The 15,307-nt window shown below is 67.3% G+C and carries 14 protein-coding genes and 1 pseudogene; 8 read left to right on the top strand and 7 right to left on the bottom strand.

From position 1 onward, the window contains the following. Positions 1-1,047: 1,047 nt before the first annotated feature. Positions 1,048-2,412: an acyl-CoA dehydrogenase family protein gene (locus RIF23_RS18845; RefSeq protein ID WP_310913922.1), complete on the top strand. Its 1,365-nt coding sequence runs from the start codon at positions 1,048-1,050 to the stop codon at positions 2,410-2,412. Between the two features lie 596 nt (positions 2,413-3,008). Here RIF23_RS18845 and RIF23_RS18840 read toward each other — a convergent pair. Together RIF23_RS18840 and RIF23_RS18835 are read right to left on the bottom strand one after the other, a co-directional pair. Next, entirely contained in the window at positions 3,009-3,485 is a 477-nt protein-coding gene (locus RIF23_RS18840) for a DUF488 domain-containing protein (protein ID WP_310914009.1), read from the bottom strand. A gap of 83 nt (positions 3,486-3,568) precedes the next feature. After that, positions 3,569-3,964 (bottom strand): RidA family protein, encoded by a 396-nt coding sequence (locus RIF23_RS18835; RefSeq protein WP_310914008.1) that lies wholly within the window; start codon positions 3,962-3,964, stop codon positions 3,569-3,571. Positions 3,965-4,099: 135 nt separating this feature from the next. Here RIF23_RS18835 and RIF23_RS18830 point away from each other — a divergent pair, with 135 nt between their 5' ends. The 4 genes from RIF23_RS18830 to RIF23_RS18815 all read left to right on the top strand — a co-directional run bounded on the left by RIF23_RS18830 (position 4,100) and on the right by RIF23_RS18815 (position 8,458). Further along, entirely contained in the window at positions 4,100-5,080 is a 981-nt protein-coding gene (locus tag RIF23_RS18830) for a helix-turn-helix transcriptional regulator (RefSeq protein ID WP_310913921.1), read from the top strand. 134 nt (positions 5,081-5,214) lie between these two features. Continuing rightward, positions 5,215-7,056, top strand: a complete 1,842-nt coding sequence (locus tag RIF23_RS18825) for an alkyl/aryl-sulfatase (protein ID WP_310913919.1) — start codon at positions 5,215-5,217, stop codon at positions 7,054-7,056. 54 nt (positions 7,057-7,110) lie between these two features. After that, positions 7,111-7,791, top strand: a complete 681-nt coding sequence (locus RIF23_RS18820; protein WP_310913917.1) for a glycosyltransferase — start codon at positions 7,111-7,113, stop codon at positions 7,789-7,791. Positions 7,792-7,813: 22 nt separating this feature from the next. Beyond that, a complete protein-coding gene (locus tag RIF23_RS18815) occupies positions 7,814-8,458 on the top strand; it encodes a VOC family protein (RefSeq protein WP_310913916.1) in 645 nt (214 codons plus the stop codon). Positions 8,459-8,711: 253 nt separating this feature from the next. On the opposite strand, the gene RIF23_RS18810 is transcribed toward RIF23_RS18815, so the two are convergent. From RIF23_RS18810 to RIF23_RS18795, 5 genes and pseudogenes are all read right to left on the bottom strand, one after another. Then, a complete protein-coding gene (locus RIF23_RS18810) occupies positions 8,712-9,272 on the bottom strand; it encodes a DoxX family membrane protein (protein ID WP_310913915.1) in 561 nt (186 codons plus the stop codon). 360 nt (positions 9,273-9,632) lie between these two features. Next, entirely contained in the window at positions 9,633-10,451 is an 819-nt protein-coding gene (locus RIF23_RS18805; RefSeq protein ID WP_310913913.1) for an ABC transporter permease, read from the bottom strand. Beyond that, positions 10,448-11,032, bottom strand: a complete 585-nt coding sequence (locus RIF23_RS18800) for an ATP-binding cassette domain-containing protein (protein WP_310913912.1) — start codon at positions 11,030-11,032, stop codon at positions 10,448-10,450. Before RIF23_RS18800 ends, RIF23_RS18805 begins: the two co-directional genes overlap by 4 nt. An 82-nt stretch (positions 11,033-11,114) precedes the next feature. Beyond that, positions 11,115-11,393: pseudogene (locus RIF23_RS20880) on the bottom strand (ATP-binding cassette domain-containing protein); the annotation flags it as partial. A 46-nt stretch (positions 11,394-11,439) separates the two neighbouring features. Further along, a complete protein-coding gene (locus RIF23_RS18795) occupies positions 11,440-11,814 on the bottom strand; it encodes a glyoxalase superfamily protein (protein WP_310913911.1) in 375 nt (124 codons plus the stop codon). Positions 11,815-11,897: 83 nt separating this feature from the next. Here RIF23_RS18795 and RIF23_RS18790 point away from each other — a divergent pair, with 83 nt between their 5' ends. The 3 genes from RIF23_RS18790 to putP all read left to right on the top strand — a co-directional run bounded on the left by RIF23_RS18790 (position 11,898) and on the right by putP (position 15,040). Continuing rightward, positions 11,898-12,212, top strand: a complete 315-nt coding sequence (locus RIF23_RS18790; protein WP_310913910.1) for an ArsR/SmtB family transcription factor — start codon at positions 11,898-11,900, stop codon at positions 12,210-12,212. Continuing rightward, positions 12,209-12,634 carry an SRPBCC family protein gene (locus tag RIF23_RS18785; RefSeq protein WP_310913909.1) on the top strand — a complete coding sequence of 142 codons (426 nt, stop codon included), beginning with the start codon at positions 12,209-12,211 and terminating at the stop codon, positions 12,632-12,634. Before RIF23_RS18790 ends, RIF23_RS18785 begins: the two co-directional genes overlap by 4 nt. An 864-nt stretch (positions 12,635-13,498) precedes the next feature. Beyond that, positions 13,499-15,040, top strand: a complete 1,542-nt coding sequence (gene putP, locus RIF23_RS18780) for a sodium/proline symporter PutP (protein ID WP_310913908.1) — start codon at positions 13,499-13,501, stop codon at positions 15,038-15,040. Positions 15,041-15,307 lie beyond the last annotated feature (267 nt).

Below are 15,307 nucleotides of genomic sequence, written 5' to 3'. Positions count from 1 at the left end.
TTGGAGGATCGGTAACAGTAGTTGCTTTCTTGTGCGTGCTATGGAGAACTCCCGCATCGGACTCTTTCCGAGGAAACCGTGGTTCGCCGCCATCCACGGGCACCTTGCGAACCTCAAGGTGAGTCCGAGGAGTTTTCTCGCGGACCGACCTGGAGGGTAAGGTCGCAGGCTTCGTGTTGGACAAGGTTACAAAAGACTATCCAGGAGGTTAATGATTTCGATGTTTTCTTTGACTGGAATGGGGTAGAACACCAAAGGAGAGTGAAGCCCCTCGATGTGTAGACCAGATTCACAAACTCTCCGTTGAACGATAGAGTGATCCACTCTCGAAAGCTACAGATTTCTTCTTGGGTGAATGTAAGCCAATATCCTTATTCTGGCCTGGAGTGAATAAAGCGCTTCGGATATCTCTTGTCAGGATTGCGGATCGACGCAGCCAGTTTGAAGATTATTGCATCGTTGGGCTTCGAATTTGGTCGAAATGGTGAGAGGATTGACTGCCGTGTCTCTAGCAGAATGTCACTCGTTCTCTTTGCTTGGTTCAAGGGTCGTTTCCGTGGTGGTGATAGTTTGTTTCGCGGATTGCGGCCATGGTCTCCCATGCTTCTTGAAGTATTTGCATGGTTCTAAGGAGAAATAATGACAGCTGCCCATGATTCATCGCCATGTAACGCGCGGACCACTGCTCTACGTGATTTCATTTACGGAGGGAAATATGAAGAAGTGCATATGGGGATGCGCGCGATTGTCATGGAGCTGGATAATATTCCAGCCTCGGGCCAGACTTTCGCAGAGCGGGCCGACTTGTCCTACGGGCAGCTGCGTGAGCTTACGATGCGGCTCGGGTCGGCCAGGGAAATCGCTTCTGACAGCCGACGCATGGGAGCACTCTTCGAATGGTGTGCGGTTGCCGCTCCGGACCTGTTTCCGATACTGAGTGGGCATTTCAGCCTCAGCATGGGAACGATTCTTCGACTCGGTCGAGACAATGCACCAGAACGGTCCTGGCTGAATCAGCTAGACGATGCAAGTTCACTCGGAGTGTTCTTGATAACCGAACTGGGGTACGGAAGTAATGTTGCCGCACTGCGTACACAGGCAATATGGAAATCCGAGCGTCGCCATTTCCTTCTTCATACACCTGAGGAGATCGCTACCAAGTTCATGCCGAACGTGGCGGGCAAGGACCTGCCATTACTGACTGTGGTAGCCGCCAGGTTGATCGTGGACGGGGAGGACGAGGGAGTGTTCCCGTTCGTGGTTCCCCTGCGTACCGAGGACGGGACCGCGCCCGGGGTACACATTCTTGAGATGCCCGACAAGGGGTTCGCTCCGATGGACAACGCACTGATCCGATTCAACCAAGTTCCAGTACCGGAGCATGCGTGGCTGACCGGTGGTACGGCATGGTTCGACGCAGCGGGCCGTTTCGCCTGCTCGATTCCCGATCTGAAGGACCGGTTCCGCCAGACAGTGCAACAGTTGCGGACGGGGCGGGTGATGCTCGCCGCCGGTACGCTCGCTGCGGCGCGGGCCGGGCTATGGCTGACCTATGACTATGCGCTCCAGCGCCGGACCGCAGGAGATGTTCCGATGATCGAGCGGGACAACGTGGCGCTGGGGTTGCTCTCCTGCCTCTCGCGGGTCTACGCGGCGAGCGCGTTCGGCAACGCGGTGCGGGCCCGGCTCCCCGCCCAGGAAGAAGGTCGGCTTACCGGCCCAGAGGAGGATGCGAAGACCGAGCTACTCTGCAGCCTCGCTAAGCCGTTACTGTCCTGGACAGCGCGGGACGTTCTCCAGGAGTGCCGGGAGCGCTGCGGGGCACAGGGCATGTTTCGCGCCAACCGCATTCCGGACTACCTCGGTATCACCCAGGCCGTCATCACAGCGGAAGGGGAGAACCAGGTACTGCAGATCAGCGCCGGTAGGAGCCTCGCGGCGCGAGTCGAAGGGGAGTCCGGCTGGGCAGTGGGTGCCGATCAGCAGGGCACGAGCCAGTGGCATGGGCTGCTCCGCCTACGCGAGCGGATACTGGCTGAGGAGTCCGCTCATGCTGGCTGGGCCAACACGCACGCGCTGGACTTGGCGGATGCCGCGGCTACGCGGATGGCCGCACAGAGTCTGCATGAGGAGGCAGAGCGGGCACCCGACGCGGCCCGAAGACTGCTGCACACCCTGGGCGTGCTCTACGCGGCGGAACAGGTCCGGGCCCGGGCGGGCTGGTTCGCAGCCCACGCAGAACTCTCGGCCGAACGGGCGGAACAACTCACTCGAGACATCGACCAGGCACACACCGAGCTGCTGCCCCGGATGCCCGAGTTGATGGGCGCCTTCGGATTCGAGCGCGGCAGCCCGCGATCCCTGATGGGGCGAAACGACGTCGACGAGTGGGTGCGGCTCATCCATACCTGACCGCCCCTTGGACGCCAGACCGGTTGGTGAGGCAGCCCAGGACGGTTCGAACGGGGGAGTTCAGCCGGGAGCGGGGGAACGTGGGTGAGCAGGCAGATGTGGCGGGACGGGCTGCCATAGTCGAGGGCGCTTCGGAGGTAGATAACGAAGCGGCGATACGATCGCAGGCGTACTGGAATGACTCCACGTGGTCGCTGACGGCACTCTCCCCACTCCCCCAGAAGCGCGGCCGGGCCCGGGCCTCGCTGGACCGTAAGCATCCTGCGCCATGGCCATGATGACGAAACCCTGGTCACCTACCACTGCCGGGATACAGGGCAGCAGCTTCTCCGTCGAAGCAATCGACCGAGGCCGCACTCATGGGTTGCGGTGTCGGAAACTCGTCACGGTCACCCTGTCCGGAGTGCGTCCGCAGGAGTGACGCCGCACCGCCCCTGACGCGGGAGTCCCGGCCTGCACAGGCAGCAGGTCGCTGCGATGATCAGCCCTGCCAGCTCGGGCGGGTACCGGAGGGTAGGTGTGCTTTCTGTGCAGGGGCGACAACCGGGCCGTGGGACATCTACCGGACGCCCCCCCGCCGCCGCGGGATACCTGTGTTACAGCGGGTGCAGGTGCTCGATCGTCACCCCGTACCGTTCGGTGAGCCGCTGCGCGAGCAACGATCGGTGGCAGGCGGCGGGATCGCGCTCGACACAGAGCAACGCTGCGGCCCCGTTGCTCGGCAGCGCCGACACGATCGGCGTGAGATCGGCGCTGCCGAGGATCTCGGTCGTATAGCGACGGGCGTACGCCACGGCCAGCTCGCGCCGCGAGCGCTTGCCGACGCCACGACGGGCATCCTCGGCGTACTGGAGCTGGCGTAGCTCGGTGGTTGGTGCGACCTCGGGATGGTGTGCGTAGGCGATCCCGGCCCCGGCGAGGGCCGCCTGCAGTCGACGTGAGTTCGCCCAGGCGTACTCGGATCCCCGGACACCCCGGCGCTGGCGGACGTCGAGCACCAGGCGGACGTCCGCCGCCCGCAGCCGGTCCAGGAAGGCCGGTCCGTCGAAACCGTAGACGCCGATCGTCACCATCCTGAGCACCGAGATCACCCACCTACCAACCGGCCTGTCGCCCGTGGTTCACCTGACGGTCTCGCGGCACCGTCGCGGTGCCGTTACGCCACGGCGGTCCCTTCAAGCTCGACCATCAGCTCCGGGAACGCCAGTCGGGTCACCCCGAGCATCGAAGTGGTTGGCGCCACCCTGGCGGCGCCCAACCGTGACGCCAGCACGCCGTAGTGCTCGAACAGCCGATCGACGTCGGTCGTGTAGACGGTGAGCCGAATGACGTTCGCCAGCGACATGCCGGCCTGGCCAAGCACGGCCTCCAGGTTGTCGAGGCTCAGCGCCAGCTGCGCCGCCATGTCCCCGGCATGCTGGGGTTTGCCCTCGCTGCTCATCGCGGTCTGCCCGGAGCAGTACAGCGTCCGGGTGTGCCCGGAGACGATCTCCCCCTGGTTGTACCCGGCCGCCACGGACCACGTCCACGGGTTGACCGCCGTTCGCTCCATCACCACATCAGCTCCATTCGATTCATCGAGAGTTCGGACGTCCATCGGCGCGGTGGGTGCCGGCTCTGGCGTCGCACGAGAAGCCTCTCGACAAATCACGACATCCTGTGTCGTGTATCTGGATAGAGTTTCCGCATGCGTGCCGACCGCCTGGTTTCCCTCGTGCTGCTACTGCGCCAGCGCGGCCGGCTGACCGCGGCAACGCTGGCCCGCGAGCTGGAGGTGTCCCCCCGCACCGTGCTGCGCGACATCGAGGCACTGTCCGGGGCCGGGGTGCCGGTCTATGCCGAACGCGGCCGGCACGGCGGTTTCGCGTTGCTGCCCGGGTTCCGCACCGAACTCACCGGGCTGGACCACGAGGAGGCCGTTGCCCTGCTGACCGCCCGATCGGGGCGCGGCGAACAGGTACTCGGCCTCGGCTCGGCGCTGGCGTCGGCCATGCGCAAGGTGGTGGACGCGCTGCCCGAGGGCCATTGGAGCACCGCGAGTGACGCGGCCCAGCGATTCCTCGTGGACCCGGACACCGACCTGCTGTCCCGCCGGGTGGTCACCGACGAGGTACCCGGCACCGCGATGCGCGAGATCCGGGGCGCGGTGCTCGGCGGGCATAAGCTGCGCATCCACTACGCGACCCCGGGCCAGGCGCCCCAGTGGCGCACCGTGGACCCGATCGGTCTGGTCACCGTCCGCAACCGGGCCTACCTACTGGCCACGCGATCCGGCGCAGACCGCACCTACCGGCTCTCGCGGGTGCTGGCCGCCGAGGAACTCCCCGAACCGGCGCAGCGGCCGGACGAGGTCGACCTGGACCGGCTCTGGCAGGAACGACGCGCGCAGTTCCTGTCCGGCAGCGACCAGATCACCGCGCTGGTTCGGGTGCACCCGGCGCGGCGGGAGGAACTGGCGAGTACCGCGCTGGCCGTCCGCGCCGAGCAGCCCGAGGCCGACGCCTGGCTGTGCCTGGAGGTGACCTTCCAGGATCTGCGCCATGCCGAATGGGCGCTGTGGCAACTCGCCACGGACGCGGAAGCTCTGACTCCGCCTTCGCTGCGCACCGCCCTACACGACCGGTCCGCCGCGCTCGCCGCCCGCTACGAAGCGTCATCCAGAGCGTAGTCGCCCTCTGCGGTGCGTCTTCCACGCGGTCCGGACCACCGGACCAGGTCACTGATCCGCGCGTCTGGGCTGGGACACGCCGCTGTTGGGGGGGCCTTTGCCCCACCTTGGCCTTCGGCGAGGGGGTCGGGGGAATGAGCAGCACGACGGCTATGCAAGGGGGGACTGTGGACGCCGAAGTGATGCTCCAGGAACGCACCGATTTCGACAACGCCGACAGGGGTTACCTGGGGTCGGTCGCGTATACGACGATCACGGACGGGGCGGGGCGTGCGGTCTGGGAGCTGGATGCCTACGGTTTCCTTGGGGAGGAGTGCCCGGAGACCGCGAACCCGAGCCTGTGGCGCCAGTCCCGACTCACCGCCAGGCACGGCCTGTACCAGGTGACCGAGGGTGTCTACCAAGTACGCGGGTTCGACCTGTCCAACATCACCTTCGTCGAGGGCACGCGGGGCGTCCTCGTGATCGACCCCCTGCTGTCGGTCGAGACCGCCGCCGCTGCCCTGGCGCTCTACCGCGAGTACCGGGGGTCGCGCCCGGTAACCGCGGTGATCTACACCCATTCCCATGCCGACCACTTCGGCGGTGCCCGCGGCGTGGTCGGTGACGGCGAGGATGTCCCCATCCTCGCCCCGGCGGGCTTCCTGGAGCACGCCGTGTCGGAGAACGTGTACGCCGGCACGGCGATGAATCGGCGGGCCATCTACATGTACGGCGCGGAACTGCCCAAGAGCCCGGCCGGCCACATCGGCACCGGGCTCGGCCAGACCACCTCCACCGGCACGATCTCCCTGATCGAACCGACCCGGTCGGTCTCCGAGTCGGGACAGCGCGAGGAGATCGACGGGGTGCGCATCGAGTTCCAGCTCACTCCCGGCACCGAGGCGCCGTCCGAGATGAACTTCTACCTCCCTGATCTTCGTGCGCTCTGCATGGCTGAGAACGCCACCCACAACCTGCACAACGTGTTGACGCTGCGCGGAGCGCCCGTGCGGGACCCGCGCGTCTGGGCCCGCTACCTCACCGAGGCGATCGAGCGGTTCTCCACCCGTTCCGAGGTGCTGTTGGCCTCGCACCACTGGCCGACCTGGGGCACCCGTGAGCTCACCGAGTTCCTCTGCCAGCAGCGGGACCTGTACGCCTATCTGCACGACCAGACACTGCGAATGCTCAACCAGGGCCACACCGGTACGGAGATCGCCGAACGGATGCAGATGCCCCCCGCTCTGCAGCGGGCCTGGCACACCCACGGCTACTACGGCTCGGTCTCGCACAACGTCAAGGCCATCTACCAGCGCTATATGGGGTGGTTCGACGGTAACCCGGCCCATCTGTGGGAGCTGCCCCCCGAGGAGTCGGCCAGGAAGCACGTCGAGTACATGGGTGGGGTCCAGAGCATTCTCCCCAGAGCCAGGGGCGCCGTCGAGGCCGGTGAGTGGCGGTGGGCCGCACAGGTCCTCAACTACGTCGTGTTCGCCGATCCGGGCAACACCGCCGCCCGCGAACTCCTCGCCGAGGTCTACGACCGCCTCGGCCACGGCAGTGAGAACGGGACCTGGCGGAACTTCTACCTCCAGGGCGCGGCCGAGCTGCGCGGCAACAAGCCGAAGAACACTCTGGACAGCGCCAGCCCGGACGTGCTCAGCGCGCTGAGCCTGGAACAGGTCTTCGACTCGATCGCCATCCGGATCGACGGTCCGCGCGCCTGGGATACCCGCCTGACCATCGACTGGCGGTTCACCGACCTCGACACCGAGATCGGGCTCAGCCTGGCCAACGGTGTGTTGACCCAGACCCGCAACCACGACGGCACTCCCGCCGATCTCACGGTGACGCTCACCAAGCCGGAACTGCTGAGGCTGATTTCGTCGCAGACCCTCGACGGGCTTCGGACCGACGGCGATCCCCAGGCGTTCGCGACACTCATGGGACTGCTGGACCACGTCGACCGTGACTTCGACATCGTCACTCCCTGAGCACTGCGCGCGCGGCCGTCGCGGCGCGGGGCCTCCGCGGCAGCCAGCGCGTCGGTGTGCCCGACGACCGCCTCCCCGGATTCCGGGACACGCTTGATCCCCGCGTGGGTGAGGCCGATCCCGCGCACCGTCTTGACCGTGACCGTCCACATCCCCGTGTACAACGAAGACCCGAAGGTCCTGCGGGAATGCCTCAGGTCGGTGCTCCTGCAGTCGAGGCCGGTGAACCGAGTGCGGGTCGTGGCCGACGGCTCGAGCGACGCCGCCACCGGGCTGCCGGTGGACTACGGCGACGTCCGCGCCGAGTTCCGCGTTCGGGCCGCCGAGTGCGGGGTCGACGCCACCTGGGTCCGGACCGAGAACCGAGGCGAGCGGTTCGCGCAGATGCTGGTGCTCGCCGACGACGACGCCGATATCCCAGTCAGTCCTGTCCGTACTCCGCCACTACCTGGCCGCTCCCGTGGCCGGGCTATGGAGGCTTCCGGTCCTGCGCCCCGGGTACCTCGACGCGATGCTCACCTGTCACAGGATCGCCCGGTGGGGTACGCGGGAGACCGTGGAGGTCTCGCACCCGGGCCTGCCCGGTGGATGGCCCCGCGGTACACCGGGTGTCGGTCTCCGGGAGTTGCGGGGAATCCGGCGGTGATCGACCGGCACCGGGGGTGGCCGGCCCTCGGCATCCCGGACGTGCCCGCGAACGCACCCCCACCCCGGGACGGCGCCGCTGGCTGGTAGGGGCTGCACGTATGGTCGACGCATGGTGCAACAGAGCGTTCGTCTCGGGGTGCGGCAGCTCGATCTGCCGGACTGGCGGTGGCTACTGGGGGCGCTGCGTGCCCGGTTCGAGACGGATTCGTTCGGAGCGGGAGCCGAGTTCGTTGCGGCAGTGGGACGGCTCTCTGAAGCCGCCGGCCAGCACCCTGACGTCGATCTGCGTGCCGGGCATGTTCAGGTTGTGGTGCGCGGCCCGGACGTCGGCGGGGTCACCGAACGGGATGTCGAGCTAGCCGAGCGGATCAGCGCGCTCGCAGCCGAACAGGGGCTGACCCCGCACCCGGAGCGGGTGCAGGTGCTGGAAATCGCACTGGACACGCCCGTGTCCGAGACCGTGCTGCCGTTCTGGGGCGCCGTTCTTGGCTGTGCTGAGACGGGCGGCGGTCTCGCCGACCCGGCGGGAGAGCTCCCGCCGTTGTGGTTTCAGGCAACCGACGCGACCGTCCCCGAGCGCCAGCGTTTCCACCTCGACATCACGGTCCCGCCGGAGGTCGCCGACCGGAGGGTTGCCGCAGCGCTCGCCGTGGGTGGACGCGTTGTCGACGACGGCCATGCCCCTGCCTTCGTCGTGCTGGCCGACCCCGACGGCAACCGGGTGTGTGTCTGTACCGAACTGGGGCGGGACTGACCATGCCGGCCCTGTCCAGGTGGACCTTCGGACCTGTCGGTCGGTTCACCGGGCAGTGCCGATGGGGCTGGCTGGTCCACGCCGCGCGGGGAGGTGGGCCTTGCGGGCCCGGAACCATGACCTCGACAGGCGGGCGCCAACCCACCTCCCCGGGGGTGCGCCGGGCACGGGTAGCGCGGCCGCTCGGGCCGGGCAGGCGATGCCGAATCCCGGGGCGGGACGCGGGTGGCGCGTCCGCCCCGGGAGTCTTCGATCAGCGCAGGGCTGGGAAACGGCGTACCAGAGGCAGGGAGTCCCACCAGCGGCCCAGGCCGACCGTGTGGCCCGCGTGGACCATCGCCAGGGCCACCATCGCCAGGGCCATGATGAGGTGGTCGTCCATGAAGGGATTGGTGTCGGGGGGCAGGACCGCGCTCCACATCAGCACCAGCATCAGCGCCCCGGAGGCCGCACCGATACGCATGCCGATGCCCAGCAGGAAGGCGGCACCGATGCCCAGCAGTCCGACCATGAACAACCAGTCGGCCCAGGCGGCCCCGGCGAAGGACTGATACATTCCGGCCAGTGGCCCGGATGTGGCCCCAGTGAGAAACCCGTGGGTAGGGCTGCCGCCATTGATCCAGGCGCCTTCCGGGGGAGTGGAGTATCCCAGCCCGAACATCTTGTCCACGAACGCCCACAGGAAGTACCAGCCGAGGGACAGCCGCAGCACGGCGAGGACACCACGCGCAGCGGGAGAGGCGGGTTCAGCTGTAGCGGTCTCGACGGCGCGGTGACGTACGGGGGGCGAGGGCTGGGGGGACTGTGCTGACATCTGCGTGTTCCTTCCGAGGGGGGATCTTCGATGGATCCAGCTGACCATGACGCCGGCGCCCCTCGGCAGAGTCGGCGGTACCTCATCGGCGGAACACAAGTCCCGGTGTCTCGGGACCTCCGACTCCGGAGGGGACGGCACCTGCCAGGTCGTCGGGGCACCACACGTGCAGGTGCCCTCGCGCCGGATCGGCGCCGCCGGCCCCATCCGAACGGATCGGGCGCGCGTCACAGCGGGCCGGGGCATCCGCGTCGCGCTCTCCCGCGGAGGCCCGCGGTCGAGTTCGGTGAATGCACCATGCACGCGCGCACTGGCGAGTGATGCGGCCTCGGGGGACAGGGGGCATGGGCTCGGCCCCACCTACCTGATTCTCGCCGGTTGCGCTCCGCGCGCTGCGAGAGCGGTTGCTGCGATGACTGACCCGAGGGTGACTCCCAGTGCCCAGCCGAGCGCGACAGCTGTGGTGGACGGCTCGTTTCCGATGACGTCTGACTGGGTGAGCGATCGCAGGGTGTCGATCATCGGAGTGAGGGGCTGGTGGTCGGCCGCTGCCGCGAGCCAGCTGGGCATGGTCGTGGTGGGCACGATGGCACTGGAGACGAAGGTCAGGGGGATCGCGATGAACGCCAGACCTTGAGCTGCTGCGGGGGTGGAGGCCGCGGACCCGAGCGCGACGAACAGCGCCGCGAACGCTATCGCGTAGAGGATGAGGATGCCGGCTGCCGCCGCGAGTTGCCCTGTCGGGGCGTGTGGGCGAAAGCCGGTCAGAACGGCGGCGAGGAGAGTCGTCGTTGCGGCGGCGGTGACGGTCGTGGCGTGGGCACCGATCCGACCGAGCGTGATCCCCACCCGGTGCACCGGTAGGGACAGGACGCGGTCGGTGAAGCCACCAGTGTTCTCATACGCGACGGTCACGGCCGCCTGGGTCGAGGCGAACAGGATCGCGGTGGTGACGATGCCCGGGGTCATGTAGTCGACGTAGGCCAGTGGTCCAGAGTCGATCGCCCCGGCGAAGACGAACCGAAAGACGAGGAAGAACAGCACCCCTTGGAGTAGCGTCGGCACGAGCACCTGCGCATCGCGCAGGAACGCTCGTAGCGTCTTCGTGGCGATGGCCGCACTGGTGGCGCCGATTCCGGCAACCCGGATTGCTGCTGGTCGTGGAACCGCGGCGCTCATGTAGGGACGTCCTTCTGGGTCATGGTATGGAACACGTCGTCGAGACTGGGCGGAGCCAGGGTGAATTCGGTGATCTCAGCTGAGGACAGGCCGTTGTCGGTGACGGTTCGATGGGCGGTGTCGAGGTCGAACTGACCGGTCAGAACGAGCTGGTGATCGCGGTGGTGGGTGATCGTGGCACCGAGTCGACCCGCGATGAGCTCAGCGGTGGGGTATGCGATCTCGTGGGTGGTCGCCACCGTGAGTGTGGTGGTCGCCGTGGAGCGTCGCAGCTCGGTTGGCGTTCCGACGCGGACGGTGCGTCCGTGGTCGATGATCGCGATGTGGTCCGCGAGGGCCTGCGCCTCGTCGAGGTACTGGGTCGTCAGCAGGACCGAGGTGCCTGCCCGCGGCAGGTCTCCGATGGTCTCCCACAGTGCCCGCCTACTCTGTGGGTCCAGGCCGGTCGTTGGCTCGTCGAGTAGCAACAGGGCTGGGCGGACGACGAACGTGGCGGCAAGATCGAGTCGGCGGCGCTGCCCTCCCGAGTAGGTCGATGCGCGCTGATGAACGAAGGCGCCCAGGTGGAACTCCTCGACCACGCGGTGTGCCGCCTGCCTTGGCTTCCCCGCGGGTGAGTCCATACAGTCGACCGACCAGGCACAGGTTCTCCCAGCCGGTCAGTTCGGGCACCACGGCCGCGTGCTGTCCGGCCAGCCCGATCAGGGCACGGACCGCCTGCGGTCGAGCCCGCACCTCGTGACCGGCCACGGTGAGCGTGCCGCCCGAGTAGGCCTGCAAGGTGGCGATCGTGCGGATGAACGTGGTCTTGCCTGCGCCGTTGCGGCCCAGCAGGGCGCTGATCCGGCCTTCCCGGACGGTCACGTCCAGACCATCGAGTGCGGTGTGGCCCCCGTAGCGGACGGTCAGGCCCGCAGCGCGGACAACGTCGAGCTGGGTCATCGGTTTCCTTCCTGCCGGGCCGCGGTGTGTCGGACTCCCACGGGGTTCAGCCCGGTGCGGCAGTGGGTGTCTGCAGCGCGAGGTCGTTTCCGTCGGGGTCGGTGAAGCGAACCGTCGTGGCCCAGGGCATCTGTTCGACCTGTTCGGGCAGGTCCACACCGCGGGCGCGCAGTGCCTGGGCATCGGCCTCGATGTCGTCGCTCTCGAAGACCACTGTGGCGCTGCCGGGCGGCGCCACAGTGTGGCCGGGGACGATTGCCAACGACGTCGCCGCACCCGCTGGTGCCACCTGGAGCCAGCGGCCATGCGGGCCCATCTGCATGTCGGCGACCACCGACAGGCCGAGCATGTCAACGTAGAAGTCCTTGGCGCGGTCCTGGTCGGAGACCGGAACCTGAATGATCTGGACATGGGTGAGCATCGGACACCTTCTCTTCTCCGGTGATACGTAGGAATAATCCTACGCATTATTGGTAGGCTATCACCTACCGATAGAGTGGTGTCATGCCCACTGTCGATGACGTGTTCACCGCCGTGGCAAACCGGCACCGGCGTCGACTGCTCGACCTGCTGCTCGATGAGCCGCAGTCGGTCAACGCTCTGGCGGTACGCTTCGACATGCGCCGCCCCAGCGTTTCCGAACACCTCAAGGTCCTCAAGGACGCCGGCCTTGTCCGCGAGGAACGGCATGGACGGGAACGGATCTACCACGTCGATGCCCAGCGGCTCCGTCCGGTGGCCGAATGGTTGAGTCCCTACGAGGTGTTCTGGCGCGACAGCCTCCGGGACCTACGCGACCACCTCGACAGGAACCCATGACCGTCACGGGCGGACGGCACACGATCGAGGTCGATGAGTTCCTCCCCCACCCTGCCGCGCGGGTCTGGGAGGCACTGATCAACCCCACGGAACTTGCCCAGTGGTTCATGGCCAACGACTTCCGACCCAAGATCGGTCATGACTTCACGCTGGACACCGCACGCTGGGGCACGACGCACTGCACCGTCGTCGCCATCGAGCCCGAGCGACTCCTTCGCTACACCTGGCGCAACGGCCCACTGGACACCGTGGTCACGTGGAAGCTCGTCCCCGAAGGCAGCGGCACCAGACTCCTGCTGGAACACCACGGCTTCGACCTCGGCGACCCGGTGCAGCGCCGCGCGTTCGACGGCATGAACGGGGGATGGCGCAGCCTTGTCCTGCCCGGACTCGCCCGCCACCTCAGGCGAGGTGAGGCCTGAGGCGACCTCGGGCACGGCGTTGTCGGCGCCGGACCCGAGGCCGCTCGTCGAGCACACCACTGCGAGCTGGCCCCCGGTGGTTCGTCCACCCGGGAGGAGAGTTGGGCGCCGCGGTCGGTGTGGAACACCCCTCCGGGACGGGAGCCGTGTTGGTGCGCTGCGGCAGTCGTCGCTCCGGCCCGTGGAGCGCTGCGGATGGGATCGGCGGGCGATCAGCCCACCACCCGACGCGAACGTCGGCCGATCACCGTGGCCGGATGCGACCACCGGTCTGCGTCCACGGGCAGGTAGGTGATGTCGCCGACGTCACGGACCGAGGGCCCGCGGGCGGTGGCGCCAGGGACGGTCTGGGGCCGACGCACTGCGTCTCGAACTCGACCTGGTCGAGGAGTGTGACTTCACGGACAGCGGACTGATCCACGCGCACGACCGGCCCCGCTGAGCCACGGCCGGGTGACACTGCCGGCGGCCGAGCCCTTGTTCACCGCCTACGTCGCCAGCCGCTACCCTCCGCCGGCCGCGCGTTGGCGCATGCGATCGCCGTCCCCACAGCAAATCCCGCTGTGACTTCGAGTTCGGGCTGGCCCGCATCCTCGACGGTCTGGAAGTGGTGGCCACCGGCCGCACCCAGGAAAGCCGATCCACGGAACCTCGTGAGTTACCCGCCATTGGATCATCCGACCTGGTGACGACCGGTTGGCATCGGGGGAGATGACTGTCCACCCTGACAAACCAGGGTCGAGGACGCTGGTCAACACCACAATTCTCGAGCACGTCCGGACCGACAGGATTGCGTGACCATCCACATCCTCGTTCGCCACTTGCACGAGCGTCGCGAGCGGAGCGAAAGAATTGAGGGAGCCCATGAATAGCTCCGTAATGGCGTCGGTCACGACCTTTGCCGTGTACCTGCTGTTAATGGTGGTGATCGGCGTCTGGGTTTTCCGGCGGACCGTGAACCTGTCGGACTACGTGCTCGGCGGGCGGCAGCTGAACTCCTGGGTAGCCGGGTTGAGCGCAAATGCGAGCGATTTCAGCGCCTGGCTGCTGCTGGGCCTTCCAGGAGCGATCTACCTCTCCGGCCTCGGCGAGGCGTGGATCGCGGTGGGTCTGGCCGTCGGCTTCGCCGCCAGCTGGTACCTCCTCGCGGGCCGGCTGCGCGTGTTCACCGAACGTGCCACGGACGCGCGCAGCGGAGGCGAGTCGAACTCGCTCACCCTGTCGTCCTATCTGGAGAACCGGTTCGACGACCGCGGCGGCACGCTGCGCGCCGTGTCGGCGGTGTTGATCCTGGTGTTCTACCTCTTCTACGTGGCGTCCGGGCTGGTCGCGGCGGGTGGCCTGTTCGAGCAGGTCTTTGGCGTGTCCGGGAACGTCGCCATCCTCACCGGCGTGACCGTGGTCGTGGTCTACACGTTCTTCGGTGGTTTCCTCGCGGTGAGCTTCACCGACGTCATCCAGGCCGCGATGATGTGGTGTGCGCTGCTGGTCGTCCCCGTCGTGGCTATCGTCGCCGTCTCCGGCGACCCAGACCGTGGCGCCGGCGGTGACCTCGGATCGCTTCTCGGCGGAGTCTCGGGCCTGGACGGATCCTGGGCGCCCGCGGACGCCCTGGTCCCCGTGGTCGTCATCTCCGGCCTGGCCTGGGGACTCGGCTACTTCGGCCAGCCGCACATCCTGGCCCGGTTCATGGGCATCCGCTCGCCGGGCGACGTGCGCGCCGCGGGCGTCGTCAGCGTCGGCTGGGCCGTCTCCGCGATGGCCCTGGCTCTGGTGGTCGCGCTGGCCGGCGTCGCCTACTTCGACCCGCCGTTGGACGAGCAGACCGCCGAGTACGTGTTCCCGCAGCTCATCCAGGCCCTGATGAACCCGTGGGTGGCGGGACTGCTCCTGGCCGCCATCCTGGCCGCGGTCATGAGCACCGCCGACTCCCAGCTGCTCGTGGCTTCCGCGGCGTTGACGGAGGACGGCTACCGTACCTTCGTCAACCGCGAGGCCTCCCCACGCGCGCTGGTGTGGATCAGCCGCGCCGCGGTCGTGCTGGTGGCCGCCGTGGCCGCCGGTATTGCCCTGTCGGGCAACAACACCATCATGGAGCTGGTGGGATACGCCTGGGCAGGATTCGGCGCCGGATTCGGCCCCGTCATCCTGCTCTCGCTGTACTGGCGGCGGATGAACCGCGTCGGCGCGCTCGCCGGCATGATCACCGGTGGATTCGTGGCGGTTGCCTGGGACCTCCTTGACGAGCGGGTGCTGGACACAGGTCTGTACGCGATGGTGCCGGCCGTGGCCCTCAGCTTCCTGGCCATCCTGGTGGCCAACCGACTGGGACGCGCCAGCCAGCAGATGGAGCAGGACTTTGACCGGGTCGACGCGGAGTACCGGGGGCTCAACGCGGTGGGTTGAGCACCACGTGTCTTCTGGTCCCGTCAGGCGGCGAGGCAGGCACCGGCAATCCTCGTGATCACGAAGCTGGTGCCTGCCCTTGTCCACTATCCAAGTCGTCCCAGGGAAGGCGAACGGGCCCACCTCGTGGCACCCGAAGATCCCGAGAACCTCTGGGAGTTTCTGGCTCGATTTGGTTTCTCCAGTACGGCTGGCCGCAGCAGAAGAAAAATTGGCGGAGAATGAAAATACCTCCCTTGATTTTCGCTTCCGTGGCGCTGTGTGGTG

This window comes from Lipingzhangella rawalii, assembly GCF_031628175.1.
In the GTDB taxonomy this organism is placed as follows: Bacteria; Actinomycetota; Actinomycetes; order Streptosporangiales; family Streptosporangiaceae; genus Lipingzhangella_A; species Lipingzhangella_A rawalii.
This window is presented reverse-complemented; position numbering and strand designations above follow the sequence as displayed.

Coding starts and splice junctions, on each gene's coding strand:
- RIF23_RS18840 (WP_310914009.1), bottom strand. CDS start 3,485: ATGGTGACGATCGGCGTCTACGGTTTCGACGGACCGGCCTTCCTGGAC.
- RIF23_RS18835 (WP_310914008.1), bottom strand. CDS start 3,964: ATGGAGCGAACGGCGGTCAACCCGTGGACGTGGTCCGTGGCGGCCGGG.
- RIF23_RS18830 (WP_310913921.1), top strand. CDS start 4,100: ATGCGTGCCGACCGCCTGGTTTCCCTCGTGCTGCTACTGCGCCAGCGC.
- RIF23_RS18825 (WP_310913919.1), top strand. CDS start 5,215: ATGAGCAGCACGACGGCTATGCAAGGGGGGACTGTGGACGCCGAAGTG.
- RIF23_RS18815 (WP_310913916.1), top strand. CDS start 7,814: ATGGTGCAACAGAGCGTTCGTCTCGGGGTGCGGCAGCTCGATCTGCCG.
- RIF23_RS18810 (WP_310913915.1), bottom strand. CDS start 9,272: ATGTCAGCACAGTCCCCCCAGCCCTCGCCCCCCGTACGTCACCGCGCC.
- RIF23_RS18805 (WP_310913913.1), bottom strand. CDS start 10,451: ATGAGCGCCGCGGTTCCACGACCAGCAGCAATCCGGGTTGCCGGAATC.
- RIF23_RS18795 (WP_310913911.1), bottom strand. CDS start 11,814: ATGCTCACCCATGTCCAGATCATTCAGGTTCCGGTCTCCGACCAGGAC.
- RIF23_RS18790 (WP_310913910.1), top strand. CDS start 11,898: ATGCCCACTGTCGATGACGTGTTCACCGCCGTGGCAAACCGGCACCGG.
- RIF23_RS18785 (WP_310913909.1), top strand. CDS start 12,209: ATGACCGTCACGGGCGGACGGCACACGATCGAGGTCGATGAGTTCCTC.
- putP (WP_310913908.1), top strand. CDS start 13,499: ATGAATAGCTCCGTAATGGCGTCGGTCACGACCTTTGCCGTGTACCTG.